Annotated in this window: 11 protein-coding genes; 7 read left to right on the top strand and 4 right to left on the bottom strand. The window is 71.1% G+C overall.

What is annotated here, in order from left to right:
- Positions 1-38: 38 nt before the first annotated feature.
- Positions 39-1109, bottom strand: coding sequence for a LacI family DNA-binding transcriptional regulator (locus OG226_RS06060; RefSeq protein WP_329348220.1), 1071 nt, complete (start codon positions 1107-1109; stop codon positions 39-41).
- Positions 1110-1278: 169 nt separating this feature from the next.
- Here OG226_RS06060 and OG226_RS06055 point away from each other — a divergent pair, with 169 nt between their 5' ends.
- The 4 genes from OG226_RS06055 to OG226_RS06040 all read left to right on the top strand — a co-directional run bounded on the left by OG226_RS06055 (position 1279) and on the right by OG226_RS06040 (position 7981).
- On the top strand, positions 1279-3399 hold the full coding sequence (locus tag OG226_RS06055; protein ID WP_329348219.1) for an alpha-galactosidase: 2121 nt from the start codon (positions 1279-1281) through the stop codon (positions 3397-3399).
- A 271-nt stretch (positions 3400-3670) separates the two neighbouring features.
- Entirely contained in the window at positions 3671-5995 is a 2325-nt protein-coding gene (locus OG226_RS06050; protein WP_329348217.1) for an ATP-binding protein, read from the top strand.
- A 121-nt stretch (positions 5996-6116) separates the two neighbouring features.
- Positions 6117-7112 (top strand): MEDS domain-containing protein, encoded by a 996-nt coding sequence (locus OG226_RS06045; RefSeq protein ID WP_328675661.1) that lies wholly within the window; start codon positions 6117-6119, stop codon positions 7110-7112.
- Positions 7113-7255: 143 nt separating this feature from the next.
- Positions 7256-7981 (top strand): ATP-binding protein, encoded by a 726-nt coding sequence (locus OG226_RS06040; protein ID WP_328675660.1) that lies wholly within the window; start codon positions 7256-7258, stop codon positions 7979-7981.
- A gap of 6 nt (positions 7982-7987) precedes the next feature.
- Here the strand turns inward: OG226_RS06040 and OG226_RS06035 are convergent, their stop codons facing one another.
- From OG226_RS06035 to OG226_RS06025, 3 genes are read right to left on the bottom strand one after another with little or no spacing between them, the layout of a single operon-like run.
- Entirely contained in the window at positions 7988-8683 is a 696-nt protein-coding gene (locus OG226_RS06035; RefSeq protein WP_329348216.1) for a phosphatase PAP2 family protein, read from the bottom strand.
- A complete protein-coding gene (locus OG226_RS06030) occupies positions 8680-9285 on the bottom strand; it encodes a phosphatase PAP2 family protein (protein ID WP_443066868.1) in 606 nt (201 codons plus the stop codon). Before OG226_RS06030 ends, OG226_RS06035 begins: the two co-directional genes overlap by 4 nt.
- Positions 9285-9959 carry a DedA family protein gene (locus OG226_RS06025; RefSeq protein ID WP_329348215.1) on the bottom strand — a complete coding sequence of 225 codons (675 nt, stop codon included), beginning with the start codon at positions 9957-9959 and terminating at the stop codon, positions 9285-9287. Before OG226_RS06025 ends, OG226_RS06030 begins: the two co-directional genes overlap by 1 nt.
- A gap of 234 nt (positions 9960-10193) precedes the next feature.
- On the opposite strand from OG226_RS06025, the gene efeU reads away from it, so the two are divergent.
- From efeU to OG226_RS06010, 3 genes are all read left to right on the top strand, one after another.
- Positions 10194-12248 (top strand): iron uptake transporter permease EfeU, encoded by a 2055-nt coding sequence (gene efeU / locus OG226_RS06020; RefSeq protein ID WP_328675657.1) that lies wholly within the window; start codon positions 10194-10196, stop codon positions 12246-12248.
- 128 nt (positions 12249-12376) lie between these two features.
- Positions 12377-13648, top strand: a complete 1272-nt coding sequence (efeB, locus tag OG226_RS06015; RefSeq protein ID WP_328686234.1) for an iron uptake transporter deferrochelatase/peroxidase subunit — start codon at positions 12377-12379, stop codon at positions 13646-13648.
- 159 nt (positions 13649-13807) lie between these two features.
- Entirely contained in the window at positions 13808-14971 is a 1164-nt protein-coding gene (locus OG226_RS06010) for a HoxN/HupN/NixA family nickel/cobalt transporter (RefSeq protein WP_405866706.1), read from the top strand.
- Positions 14972-14984 lie beyond the last annotated feature (13 nt).

Genomic DNA, 14984 nt, shown 5'->3' with positions numbered 1-14984 from the left:
GGCGGACGTGACGGACAGGGCGATGACGGACGTCCGGCTCAGGCCTCCCGTGGCCCCGAGCTCTCCCGGAGGACGAGGGTGGGTTCGGCCGGTACCGGCGCCGACTCCTGCTGGTCGGTGTCGAGTTGGGCGCGCAGCAGTCCGAACGCGGCGCGGCCCAGCCCGTGGAAGTCCATGCGGACGGTGGTGAGGGACGGGGTGACGAAAGCGGAGTGCGGTGCGTCGTCGAAGCCGATGACGCTGATGTCCTCCGGGACCCGCCGGCCCGCGTGGTGCAGGGCGCGCAGCACACCCAGTGCCAGGTCGTCGTTGCCGCACAGGATCGCGGTGACGTCCTTGTTCCGGGCGAGCTTCTTTCCCGCCTCGTAGCCGGCCTGGGCGTCCCAGCCCTTGCCGGACGGCGGGGGCGGGGTGACGCCGGCCGCTTCGAGTGCCTGGCGCCAGCCCTCGGCGCGGGGGCCCGCCAGGCGCCGGGTCCCGGTCGAGGCGGGAATCGCCACGTAGTGGACGTTCGCGTGCCCGAGCGACAGCAGGTGCTCGGTGGCGGCACGGGCCGCCTCCCGGTCGTCGGCCCACACCGCCGGACGGCTCGGCGTCCGGCCCGGCGCCGGCGCCTCCACCAGCGCGGCGCACGGCACATGTGCGGGTACGCGGTCCAGGGCGGCGGCGCCGATGCGGTCGTAGCCGATGACCACCACGCCGCCACCGGTGTCGGCGGCCGCGGCGATCGTCCGGTCCAGGTCGTCCTCCGGGGTCACGACCCGCACACCGAGTGCGTAACCGGCGGCGCGGGACGCCTCCTCCAGGCCCTGCAGGGTGGCCGCATAGCCGTAGAGGACGGTGTTCGACGTGATGACCGTGACCGATCGGGTGACCCCGCTGGCGAGGGCGAACGCGGTGGCGTTGCGCCGGAAGCCGAGGGTCTGGATGGCGGCGTCGACGCGCTTTCGGGTCTCCTCCTTGACGTTCGGGTGGCCGTTGATGACCCGCGAAACGGTCTGGTAGGAGACGCCTGCGGCAGCCGCGACGTCGCGGATACTGGCGGCTTTCTGCGGCCCCTGAGGGGGGTCGCCGTGGCCGCCGGAGCTTGTGTGACCGGTCACATCCATGCGAGGATTGTGAGCGGTCACAACGTGGGCGTCAAGAGACCGTAACTGGGGATTTACCTTTCGAACACACCGGCCGGAGCGGAGAGTTCCGGCGCGCCGGGTGAGAAGCCCCAGCTCAGCGTCCGTACGAGAGCCGCAGTACCGAACCGTCCCAGAAGGGGAAATTGCGTTGACCAGTGTCGTAGGAACAGTCGAGAGGTCCCGCATCTGGTCGCATCCGGCGCTCGGGCTGCACGCCGTCGTCGATGCCGCCGGAGCGGTCCGGCTGGGAGCGCCCGATCAGGACTGGGCCCGCCTGGTGCCTCTCGTCGAGGTCACCGCCACCGGGCACGGGCGCATGTGGTCGGGGGAGCGCTTCATCGAGACGGAGATCGGCGACCGTCTGGCGTACCGCGACCACGAGACCGTGCGGGAGGGAAGCGGAGACCGTACGACGATCCGGCTCGCGGACCCGATGACCGGGCTGCTCGCCGAGGTCACCCTGGAGGCGGGGGCCGACGCGGGGTTCTTGCGCTCGCGGGTACGGCTGGTCAACGAGGGTGCGGAGCCGCTCCGGCTGGAGAGCGTGACGACCCTGACCCTCGGCGGGATCACCTCCTCCGTAGCCGCATCCTCCGTTGCCGAAGACGGTCTCGACGGGCTGACCCTGCACTGGGCGGACAACGACTGGCTCGCGGAATGCCGTTGGCGACAGGCCGAACTCCGCGACGAGGTCGTGCCGTTGAGCCGGTTCGCCCACGGGCGTGAGGGGCGCGGCTGCTTCGAGCGCTCCTCGCAGGGGAGTTGGTCCACCGGCCGGCACCTCCCGGTCGCCGCCCTCACCGACCCGGAGGGCAACGCCTGGCTGTGGCAGATCGAGTCCAGCGCGGGCTGGCGCTTCGAGACCGGCGAGCGCGAGGGCGGGGCCTACATCGCGCTGTTCGGCCCCGACGAGGCCCACCACCAGTGGCACCAACTCCTCGCCCCCGGCGAGGACTTCCACACCGTCCCCGCCGTTCTCGTCCGTGCGGAGACCGGCGGACTCGACGCCGCCTTCGGCACCCTCACGGACTACCGCCGGGGCATCCGCCGCGACCACCCCGACCACCGCACCCTCCCGGTGATCTACAACGACTACATGAACACCCTGAACGGCGACCCCACCACCGAACGGCTCCTGCCGCTCGTGGAGTCGGCGGCGGACGCGGGCGCCGAGGTCTTCGTCATCGACGCGGGCTGGTACGACGACGACGCCCAAGGGTGGTGGGACTCCGTCGGTGCGTGGGAGCCCGCGCCCAACCGTTTCCCGGGCGGCATCCAGGAGGTCCTCGACGCCATCACGAAGCGCGGGATGACCCCGGGTCTCTGGCTCGAACCCGAAGTCGTGGGCGTACGCAGCCCGTTGGCCCGGACCCTGCCGCCCGAGGCGTTCTTCCGGCGCGGCGGCCTGCGCGTCACGGAACACGGCCGGCACCACCTCGACCTGCGCCACCCGGCCGCCCGCGCCCACCTCGACGAGGTGGTGGACCGGCTGGTGGGGGAGTGGGGCGTCGGCTATCTGAAGCTCGACTACAACATCAACATCGGCCCCGGCACCGAGAACGGCACCGAGAGCGCGGGCGCCGGACTGCTCGGGCACCACCGCGCCCACCTCGACTGGATGGCCGGACTCCTCGACCGCCATCCCCACCTGGTGCTGGAGAACTGCGGATCGGGCGGTCTGCGCTGGGACTACGCCCAACTGGCCGTCGCCCAGCTCCAGTCCACCAGCGACCAGCAGGACCCGCTGCGCTACCCGCCCATCACCGCGGCGGCGGCCACCGCCGCGACGCCCGAACAGGCCGCGGTGTGGGCGTACCCCCAGCCGGACCAGACCGTCGACGAGATCGCCTTCACCCTCACCGGCCCGCTCCTCGGTCGTATCCACCTCTCCGGCTTCCTCAACCTCATGAACGACGAGCAGTTCGGCCTCGTCCGCTCGGCGGTCTCCGTCTACAAGGAGGTCCGGGAGGAGATCGGCACGGCGCATCCGTTCTGGCCGCTGGGGCTTCCCGGGTGGGAGGACGGGTGGATCGCGCACGGGCTGCGGGGGTCGGACGCTACGTACGTGATGGTCTGGCGGCGGGAGTCGGGTGACGGCGGCAGCCGTACCTTCACTGTTCCGCATCTGCTGGGGGCGCATGTGCACGCTGCGGTCCTGTATCCGACGAGTGCGGACGCCGGTGCGGAATGGGACGCCGCGGAGGGGCGGTTGACGGTGTCGCTGCCTCGGGTCAACACCGCTGTTCTGGTGCGGCTGAGCGGCAGCTGAGTCGCGCACTCGGGCACGGGAGTACCGGAGCTCTCCCTTCCGCCGAACGGGCGGGCTCCGGGCCGTCGTTGCACGGCTGATCCACCGGTGATCGGCCTGGGGCAGGTTCTGCGCATATTCCGTCAGAAAGTCGCCTTCACCTGGCAATGCCGGGCTACAGGCGCTTCGTTCGCGTCCCGCCCATAGAGTTCTTGAAAGTCCATGCGCGGCGAGGCCATGGCGGGCACCGGGCGTATCACTTTCGGAGGCGGGACCGATTGTGCGGGTATCCGTGACAAGGCAGAACATCGGCAGGCCCGTCAGGGCGTCGAGTTTCGTCGGCCGGCGTCAGGAGACCGCCGAGGTCAAACGTCTGGTGGGCGCCCACCGGTTGGTGAGTCTGACCGGGACCGGCGGGGTCGGCAAGACCAGGCTGGTGCTGCACGCCGTGCCGCGGCTGGCGCGGGCGTTCGCCGACGGGGTGCACATCGTGCAGCTGGCCGGTGTGCGGGACGCGTCGCTGGTGCCACTCGCCCTGATCGAGGCCCTCAACATCCGTGACGTGTCGGGTCGTTCGCCGGTGCGGGTCCTCGTCGACCATCTCCAGGGCCGGGAGACGCTGCTCGTCCTGGACAACTGCGAACACCTGGCGGACGCGTGCGCACGGCTCGTCGAGACGCTCCTCGCGGAGACCGCGGCGGTGCGGGTGCTGGCCACCAGCAGACATCCGCTGGACGTGACCGCCCAACACGTCCTGGAACTACAGCCGTTGGCGACTCCCACGCCGGGCGAGCCGCTGCCTCCCAAGCCCGCGCTGGAGTACCCGGCACTGGCCCTCTTCGCCGACCGGGCCGCCGCCGTACTGCCCGGGTTCACCCTCACCACGGCCAACCAGGACGCGGTGGCCGCCCTGTGCCGTCGACTGGACGGGCTGCCGCTCGCGATCGAACTGGCGGCGGTGCGGATGCGCGCCCTCGGCGTGCAGCAGTTGCTCGAACGCCTCGACCGCCGTTACCGGTTGCTGGCCGACAGCACGGGCGGTGCCGACAGCGAGGACACCCTGCCCCGGCACCGCACCCTGCGCGCGGCCGTCGACTGGAGCCACGACCTGTGCACCCGCGAGGAACAGACGGTGTGGGCACGCGCCTCCGTCTTCAACGGGAGCTTCGACCTGGGCGCGGCCGAGGAGGTCTGCGCCGGGCCCGGCCTCGACCGTGACGAGATGGTGGACGCGGTGGCGGGTCTGGTCGACAAGTCGCTGCTGGTCCGGGACGGCGACGCCGTCCACGCCCGGTACCGGATGCTGGAGTCGATCCGGCAGTACGGCCTCGACCGGCTCCGCGAGGACGGCGCCGGCGCCGAGCCGGCGGCCCGGCGCCGGGTGCGGGACTGGTGCCTGGACTTCGTCGAGGAGTGCGAGCGGCGCTGGTTCGGCCCCGACCAGCCGGAGTTGGTACGGCGGCTGCACGCGGACTCGGACCTCATCCGCTCGGCGTTCGAGTTCTGCCTGAACACACCGGGGGAGCCGCGGGCCGGGCTGAAACTGGCCGGGCACCTGTGGTTCTTCTGGTTCGCGACCGGCGCCCTGGTCGAGGGCCGGTACTGGCTGGAGCGACTGCTCGCCGCCGCCCCCGAGCCGACCGCCGAACGGGCCCGCGCCCTGTGGGCCCTCGCCCTGATGCTGCTCAGCCAGGGCAACGCCGGCCGGGCCGCGCCCCTCGTCGAGGAGGCCCGCGAACTAGCCCTGCGGCTGGGCGACGAGGCCGAGGTGGCGCACACCTTCTTCGGCCGCGGCGGCGCCTGCCTGATCAGCGGGGACTACGAACGGGCACGGGCCGTGTACGAGGAGGCGCTCGCCCTCCCGCCGCGCGAGGGCGAGTCGATGAGCCTCGTCGGCTTCAAGTACGTGGAACTGGCCCATGTCCTCGCGATCCAGGGCGAGTACGACCGCGCGACGGCCCTGTGCGAGGAGTTCCGGCAGGTCTGTCTGACCTACGGCGAACAGTGGATCCACTCCTACCTCCTGCGCATCCTCGCCTTCGCCGAGTGGGCCAAGGGCGACCAGACGGCGGCCAGGGTCCACGCCCGGGAGTGTCTGCGGCTCAAGCGGGCGGTCGGCGACGTGTTCGGCACCGGCATGACGCTGGAACTGCTCGCCGCGGTCCACGCCCGCGACGGCGAGGGCCGCCCGGCCGCCGTCCTGCTGGGCGCCGCCAAACGGATCTGGCAGGACGCCCACGTCGCGCTGGACCGCACCCCGTCCCACGGCCCGGTGCGCACCGAGGCCGAGGCCGGCGCCCGCGCACTGCTGGGCGACGGATTCAAGAACGCCTACCGCGAAGGCCTCGAACTCACCTCGGACCACGCGGTCGCCTACGCGCTGGGCGAGCGGGAGTCCGCGCCACGGTCGGTGCTCGACAGCCCGCTCACCCGCCGCGAGACGGAGGTCGCCGAGCTGATCGCCGAGGGGCTGACCAACCAGCTGATCGCCGACCGGCTGGTCGTCGCGCTGCGCACGGCGGAGGGCCATGTGGAGCGCATTCTCAGCAAGTTGGGCTTCACCTCGCGCAGCCAGGTCGCCGTCTGGGCCGAGGCGCGTCGGGCCACCCGCCCCTGATGCCGTACGGCCGTGACGACGTGCGGCCGTAAGGACGTACAGCCGCAATGACGTACTGCCGGGACCACGTACTGCAGAGATCACGTACGGCCGCGAACCGAACGAGAAGGAAGGCAGACCGATGGAACACGGAGAACCCACCACACTCACCCGACCCGTCCCACCCGCCCCCCGCGTCAAGCACCACGCCGGCATCCACTCGTCCGACGAGGAGTTCCTGGCGGTGGTGGTGCCGTTCCTCAGGGACGGCATCGTCGCCGAGGAGGAACCGGACCCGGTGGTCATCACCACCCCGCGCAAACTCGACCTGCTGCGGGACGCGCTCGGCCCCGACGCCCGCCAGGTCGACTTCCGCGACTCCGCCCGCTGGTACCGGGGAAGCCCCGCCAACAGCATGGCCACCGCCCTCGACTACTACGTCACGCACGCCGGCCCCGAGGGCCTCCTCCACATGACGGGCGAGCCGGTCTGGGACGGCCGTTCGCCGCGCCAGATCCCCGAGTGGAAACGGTACGAAGCCCTCGCCACCGAGCTCTTCACCGGCGCCCCGCCCGACCTGATGTGCCTGTACGACACCCGGACCGCACCACCGGACGTCGTCGACGCGGCCCGGCACACCCACCCGACGGAGCTCAACCGGCAAGGCGTGCAACCCAGTTCGCTCTTCACGGAGCCCGCCGCCTACGCGACCCAGGATCTCGGCCCGCTGCCCGCGCCGCCGCGGGACGCGGTCGGCGTCGGCCTCGACGGGGACCTGACCGCCGGTGACCGGTTCGCGGCGGACCAGGCGCGGGCACGCGGTATGGCACCCGAGGAGGCGGCCCGCTTCGGGCAGGCCGTGTCCGGCGCCACGCGCTACGCGGCCTCCCAGGGCTGCGAGCGCGCACATCTGCGGCTGTGGTCGACCCGGCAGCGCATCATCTGCGAACTGCGCACCCCGCGCGGCCGTATCACCGACCCGTTCCTCGGCTTCCGGCCGCCGGGTGCCGAAGTGCGGCCGGAGGACGGGCTCTGGCACACCCGCCAGGTCTGCGAGTTCGTCGACATGAGGTCCGGCGACGGGGCGAAAGAGGGGTGGACCATCCGCATGGAGACGGCCCTCGTATCGGCAGGTTGACGAACCGGCCTGTGGATTCGGGTAGTTCCCCCCGCGCCTCGAAGGGCACGGGGGACGCATGGTGGATACGAGGCCGGGTCTGTTGCCGGACCCGTCCTCGCACCGCACGAACCGAACGCCCCCGGGGCTGAAGGGAAACATCCATGCCGAACGACCGTCCACGCGGCCTGCCGACCGTGGGCGAAGGCTGCACCACGATCCTGGGCCCGGGAAAGTCCTCGGTCCGCCAGGCCAGGGAACTCGTCCGCAAGCGGCTCGCCGAGTACGGCCTCCAGGACCTGGTGGACATCGCCGAACTGCTCGTCAGCGAACTCGCCACCAACGCCGTCGTGCACGCGGGCGGACGCTACCGGCTCACCCTGTCCCTCGGCGTCGGCATACTGCGCTGCGAGGTCGCGGACGAGCGGCGACACCTTCCCCGGCCCCCGCACCGGCAGGTCGAGCGCGACGACGACCTCGCCGTGGACCCCGACAGCGAGAACGGCCGGGGGCTGTTCCTGGTCGACGCGCTGGCCCACCGATGGGGCAGTCGGCTCGTGGAGGAGGGCAAGGAGGTGTGGTTCGAGCTGGAGATCGGCGCATCGGGCGGCGCGGGCGTTGACGTGGCTGAGACGGACGTGCACCTCCCGGCACCGGCCCGGCCACGGGCTCAAGAGCCGCACGGCTGCACGGAGTTGGATCACGAGCGGGCGGACCACCAGTACAGCCCGGACGGTGAGCGCGCCGAGGATCTCGGGCTGCTGGGCTGCTCCGAAGACCTTGGGCTGCGCAGCCGGTACCACCGCGGCGACCGGTGCCGGGCACGGAGCCTCGGTCGCGCCCTGATTCCACACAGGCCGCCGTTTCCGCCTGAGCGCGTCCACCGGTGAGCGGGTCTACCGGCGGGTCCGCTCCCGAGGCGGCCCGGCCGTGTCCGTCCCGGCGGCCATCAACCGCGGGGGCAGCCACCAGGCCGCCGCGCACAAGCACACCCCGAGCCAGCCGACGGCGAACAGCCAGCCACCGACGACATCCGTGAACCAGTGCACGCCCAGATACACCCGGGTCAGCCCGACCAGCGCGCCCCAGCAGCCGACGGCCAGACAGAGCGGGGTTCTGCCGTGCGGGGCGCGCACGGCTATCGCGAGGATGACCAGTCCGGCGGTGAGCGCCGCCGTGGTGGTGTGGCCGGAGGGGAAGGACCAACCCGAGGCGTTTCCGGCCCAGTTGCTCAGTGCCGGGCGGGGTCGCGCGATCAGTTCCAGCACGCCGTAGCGCAGGCCCTGGCCGGTGACGAGGCAGGCCGGGGCGAGGGTCGCGGCGAGGAGGCGTTGGCGTGTGGTGCGGCCGGTGAGGAGTCCGGCCAGGATGACGAGGGCGTACGGGATGACGCCCGTGCCCGTCGCGGTCAGGCCCCGGGCGAACGCCAGTGCCACGTCCGGGCGATGTGCGACGGACCAGGACAGTGCGTCCTCGTCCGTGAAGAGCGGAGCGCCCTCGTGTCCGATCACGACCATGCTCAGCACGCCGAACGCGGTCCAGGCGCCGAGGCCCGCGGTGCCCGCCAGTTCGGCGATGTCCTCGCGGTTCATGACACCAGCAACGGTCGCAGCCGGGTGGCCGTGATCCGCCGGGTCAGGGACTTCGGCCGCCGTTTCAGCAGCGTCATCGCGCCGAGCGCCAGGAGCGCGCCGACCGTCACGCCCGCCACCACGTCGTGCGGATAGTGGACCCCGACCCAGACCCGGGAGCCCGCCATCGCGAGCGCGGCCACGGCGGCGACGGCACCGAGCCGGCGGGAGACGAAGAACAGGGCGACCGCTGCCGCCGCGGCGACCGTCGCGTGGTTGCTGGGGAAGGACCAGTCGCCCGGCGCCGGACAGGCCTCCAGCGTGACCACCCGCAGACTCCGGCAGGGCCGGCTCTCCCGCACCGCCGACTTGAGCAGCGAGTTGATGCCGTACGCGGCGACCACGACCACCGGCACGGCCAGGGCCGTCACCGCCGCCTCGGCACCGATCCGGCGCGCCCGCCACCAGCCCATGACCATCAGCACGGCGAACACCACGAGCCCGTAGGTCGACCACGCCGAGACCGCGTTGTCCAGCCAACTGGGCGCGTGCTGTGCGGAGTCGACCACATCCGTGTAGGCCTCGCCGTCGATCGACGACCCCTGGAAGGCGATCAGGATCATCAGCGCACCTCCCCGGCCCTGGCGGCGCGGGTGGCCCTGCGGGAGCGGTACGCCTCGGCGGCGAGGGGGAGCAGCGACACGACCACGATCAGGGCGACGATGGGCAACAGGTACCTGTCGACGTTCGGGATCGAGGAACCCAGCGCGTATCCGGCGAGCGTCAGCCCCAGGCTCCACACCAGACCGCCGGCCACCTGCCATACGGTGAACGTCCGGACCGGCACCCCGAGAGCGCCCGCCATCGGATTCAGGACCGTCCGTACGACGGGCACGAAGCGGGCCAGTACGACCGCCTTCGCGTAGCCGTACCGCTCCAGCAACTCCTCGGCCCGCCGGGCGCCTTCGTGCAGGCGGGCCGAGCGGCTGCGGGCGAGCAGGGCACCGCCCGCCTTCCGGCCGAGCAGATACCCGCACTGCGCCCCGGCGAGCGCGCCCACCGCCGCCGCGACCAGCAGGGGCGGCAACGACAGCTTCACCGCTCTGTCGGCGCCACCGGTGCACAACAGGCCGGCCGTGAACAGCAGCGAATCGCCGGGCAGGAAGAACCCGATCAGCAGCCCCGTCTCGGCGAACATCACCACGCCGACCCCCAGCACACCGAAGGCGGCCAGCAGTGACCTGGCGTCCAGCACGTTGACAGCGAGCTGGGAGGCCAGGTCCAGGGGTGTGGTCATCGTCGCGCGCCCTTCCGCCGGTCTGACTACAGACAGTCTGACTACAAATCTGTAGACGGTCTACTCAACTGTAGACGATCGCGGCGCACGAGAAGTTCCGCACCTTTGCCCGGTCGTTGCCGATTCATGACTGTCCGACTACACGCATGTAGTCATGATGGTCCGCGGCAGTAAGGCGTGCCTTCGCTAACCAACGTCACGGGGCCGGTACCGGCCGGGGGAGGGCCGCACGACATGTGGGACGACGCGTTTCCGAGCTTTCTGATCGGGCTGCGGGAGGGGCTGGAGGCGGGACTCGTCGTCTCGATCCTGGTCGCCACCCTCGTCCGCGCCGATGCCAGGTCCCGGCTGCCGCAGGTGTGGACGGGGGTCCTGGCCGCGATCGCCCTCGCGCTGAGCTTCGGCGCCGTCCTCACCTTCACCGCGGCGAACCTCTCCGCCACGGCCCAGGAAGCCTTCGGCGGTGTCCTCAGCGTGATCGCCGTCGCGTTCGTCACCGCGATGGTGTTCTGGATGCGTCGCTCGGCCCGCACCTTCTCCGGCGAGATCAGGGAGAAGGTGACCGGCGCGCTCGGCATGGGTGCGGGCGTGCTGATGCTCACCTCGTTCCTCGCGGTGGGCCGCGAGGGCCTGGAGACGGCGCTGTTCCTGTGGACCACCGCCCGCGCGGCCGGCGAGTCCGCCGGTCCGCTGACGGGCGCCGGCGTCGGTCTCGTCCTCGCGGCGGCCCTGTGCTGGGGCCTGTACCGCCGCGTCCTCAGGATCAACCTGACGAAGTTCTTCACCGCCACCGGCGTCGTTCTCATCGTCATCGCGGCAGGCGTCCTGGGCTACGGTCTGCGCGACCTCCAGGAGGGCGGCGTCCTCCCCGGCCCGACCACCTACGCCTTCGACCTGAGCGGCAGCGTCGACGCGGGCTCCTGGTACAGCACCCTCATCCAGGGCGTGTTCAACCTGATGCCCACGATGACCTGGCTCCAAATGGTGGGCTACGTCGGCTATTTGGCTGTGGTGATGCCGCTGTTCGTGCGCGGCGCAAAGACACGATCGCCCAAACGCGTGCCCGAACCCGCGCCCGAATCCGCTTCCGCGACAGCCCGGTTGAACGAGTCGTCCCCGTCGCAGCGTCGCCGCCCCGCCTGGGTCGTCCCGGTCGCGGTGGTCGCCGTACCGGCGGTGGTGGCCGGTCTCGTCGTCGCCGTCTCCCGCCCCAAGCCCGCGAGTTCGGAGACGGTGGCCGTCTCCGAGACGGAGTGCGGCAAGGGCTTCACCGCACCCGACACCGGCCGGCAGACCTTTCAGATGCACAACACCGGCGACAAGACCGCCGAGGTGTACCTGATCGACCCGGCCACCAACGCGGTCTACGGCGAGGTCGAGGGCCTCGCTCCCGGCACCACCCGGGACCTGGTCGCGACGGTCGCGGGCGGCTCGTACGCCTGGCGCTGCGTGCCCACCGGCGCGAAGGCCGTCACCTCCGCCACGGTCCATGTCAGCGGCACGGGAGGCGCGGTGAGGGCGGTCGTCCCCGTCTCCGAGAGCGACCTCGCCGTACCCCTCAAGACCTACAAGGCGTACGTCGACCAGGGCCTGGCCGTGCTCATCACCCAGACCCGGCAGCTCAGCGGGGACATCGCGGGCAACCACCTCGCCAAGGCGCGCACCGACTGGCTTACCGCACACCGGACCTACTCCTCCCTCGGCGCGGCCTACGGCACCTTCGAGGACTTCGACCAGAAGATCAACGGCCGGGCCGACGGGCTGGCCGGGGGCGTCCAGAACAAGGACTTCGCGGGCTTCCACCGGATCGAGTACGGGTTGTGGCACGGGCAGTCGGCGGGCGAGTTGAAGGCGCCGGCGCAGCAACTCGCCGCAGCGGTGGTGGGGTTGCGGAAGGCGTTCCCGACTCAGGACTTCGACCCCGGGGACCTGCCGCTGCGGGCCCACGAAATCCTGGAGAACGCCCTGCAGTTCGAGCTGACCGGCGACACCGACGAGGGCAGCGGCACCAACCTCGCGACCGTCGACAGCAACCTCGCCGGCACGCGCGAGCTGCTCACCGTACTCAAGCCGCTCCTCACCGAGGAGTCCCCGAAACTGCTTCCCGGCGTCGACGCCGACATCGCCCGGTTGCAGAAGCTGCTCGACTTGGCGCACCAGGGCGGTAGTTGGACGCCGGTCGAGCAGTTGGACGGTACGGCGAAGGCTCAACTCGACGGCGCCACCGGGCAGTTGCTGGAAGACCTGGCACCGGTGCCGGACCTGCTGGAGATCAGGAAGTCTGCCTGATGAGCACAGAGGGCAGACAGGGCGCCGACGACACGCGCGGCACCGAAAACACCCAGGGCGCCGGGAACACCCGAGGCGCCGACAACACCCGCCGCTCCCAGACCCCCCGCAGTGAAGGGACCCGTCCGATGCCGTCTGCTGAAACCCCGGGATGTCCGGCCGGAACCGGTCGTCGTTCCTTCGTGCGGACGGCGCTCGGTGCCGGGGCCGCCGGAGCGGTGCTGGCCGGCGGGGCGTTCGCGCTCGCCGAGACCGGCGGTACGGCTCAGGCGCAGGCCGCCGACACCACGAACGCCGGCAAGATCCCCTTCCACGGCACCCACCAGGCCGGCATCCTCACCCCCGCCCCGGCCGCCGCGACCTTCGTCTCCCTCGACGTGATCGCCGACAACCGTGCCGAACTGGCCGACCTGCTGCGGACGATCACCGAACGGGCCCGCCTCCTCACCTCCGGCGGCACCCCCGCCGACCTCGGCGTCGGCGCGCCCCCCGCCGACAACGGCATCCTCGGACCGGACGTACCCGCCGACGCCCTCACCGTCACCGTCGGTGTGGGCGCGTCCCTCTTCGACGACCGGTACGGACTCGCCAAGGCCAAGCCACGCCGGCTGACCCCGATGAAGACCTTCCCGAACGACAACCTGCGTGCCGCCGAGTGCCACGGCGACCTGTCGCTCCAGGTGTGCGGCGCGCGGCAGGACACGGTGCTGCACGCGCTGCGCGACATCGCCCGGCACACGCGCGGCGGCATGCAGATCAAGTGGCGCATCGACGGCTTCCAGAACACCCCGCGCCCCACCGGCACCCAGCGCAACCTGCTCGGCTTCAAGGACGGCATAGCCAACCCGGACGTGAAGTCCACCCGCGAGACCGACCGGCTGATCTGGGTCGGCGACGGACAGGACGAACCGGCCTGGGCGGGCGGTGGCAGCTACCAGGTGATCCGGATCATCCGCATGCTGGTCGAGTTCTGGGACCGCGTCTCGCTCAGCGAGCAGGAGCTGATGTTCGGCCGCCGCAAGGACACCGGCGCCCCGCTGGACGGCGCCAAGGAGACGGACATCCCGCACTACGCCAAGGACCCCAAGGGCGCGGCGATCCCGCTCGACGCCCACATCCGCCTCGCCAACCCGCGCACCACCGCCACCGACGCCTCGCGCATCCTGCGCCGCGGCTACAACTACGACCGGGGCATCGACGCCGTCGGCAACCTCGACATGGGCCTGGTCTTCTGCTGCTACCAGCAGGACGTGCACCGGCAGTTCGAGGCCACCCAGACCCGCCTGATCGACGAACCCCTCGTCGACTACATCTCGCCGACCGGCGGTGGGTACTTCTACGCGCTGCCGGGCGTGAAGGATGCCAAGGACTGGCTCGGCAGGGGTTTGATGGCGACCTGACCTGGTATTTTCCCTCCCTTTGGGCAAGACCTGCCGTGGTCTTTGCCGACCGTTACTGCGAATAGGTTGCAGGTACGGGAGGATGGCACGAGGTTGCCGGCGGCAACCGCGCAGCCATACCCGCACCCGTACCTGTACCCGGCAGAAAGGCCCTCCTCGATGACGGCCGCCCCTGAATCCACGTCGACCCTCCCTGTCACGGCCGGGGCTTCGCGGCCTTCGCTCTGGTACCGCGTCCGTACGTCGATGACGCGGCAGGAGTGGACCCGGGTCGGCGGGATGGCCGCTTTCGTGCTGGGGCTGCACGTGATCGGCTGGTTCACGCTCGTGTGGATCGTGGCGCCGGGGCACTACAGCGTCGGCGAGAAGTCCTTCGGCATCGGCATGGGCGTGACCGCGTACACGCTCGGCATGCGGCACGCGTTCGACGCGGACCACATCGCGGCGATCGACAACACGACCCGCAAGCTGATGAGCGAGGGGCAGCGCCCGCTGTCGGTGGGCTTCTGGTTCTCGCTGGGCCACTCCAGCATCGTCTTCGGCCTGACCCTCCTGCTCTCCCTCGGCGTGAAGGCCCTGGCCAACCCGGTCCGCGACGACAACTCCCAGCTCCACGACGTCACCGGCCTGATCGGTACGACCGTCTCGGGCACGTTCCTCTACGTCATCGCCGGCATCAACCTCGTCATCATGGCCGGCATCTGGAAGGTGTTCCGCCAGATGCGCTCGGGCCACTACGACGAGGCAGCGCTGGAGGAACAGCTCAACAACCGCGGCTTCATGAACCGCATCCTCGGCCGCTTCATGAAGTCGATCACCAAGTCCTGGCAGATGTACCCGCTGGGCCTGCTCTTCGGCCTCGGCTTCGACACGGCGACGGAGATCGCGCTGCTGGTCCTGGCCGGCTCGGGCGCCGCGTCCGGCCTGCCCTGGTACGCGATCCTGTGCCTGCCGGTCCTGTTCGCCGCCGGCATGTCGCTGCTCGACACGATCGACGGCACCTTCATGAACTTCGCCTACGGCTGGGCCTTCTCCAAGCCGGTCCGCAAGGTCTACTACAACCTCACGATCACCGGCCTGTCCGTCGCCGTCGCCCTGATCATCGGCACGGTCGAACTCCTGGGCCTGTTCGCCGAGAAGCTCGACCTCCACGGCTTCTTCTGGGACTGGGTAGCCGGCCTCGACCTCAACATCATCGGCTTCCTCATCGTCGGCCTGTTCTTCGCGACCTGGGTGGTGGCCCTGCTGGTGTGGAAGTTCGGCCGCATCGAGGAGAAGTGGACGGCGAGCCTGGCTCAACCGGCGCAACAGCCCGCGGAATAGCCGCTATTGGGCA

Origin of the sequence: Streptomyces sp. NBC_01261 (assembly GCF_036226385.1) — a bacterium.
GTDB lineage: Bacteria > Actinomycetota > Actinomycetes > Streptomycetales > Streptomycetaceae > Streptomyces.
This window is presented reverse-complemented; position numbering and strand designations above follow the sequence as displayed.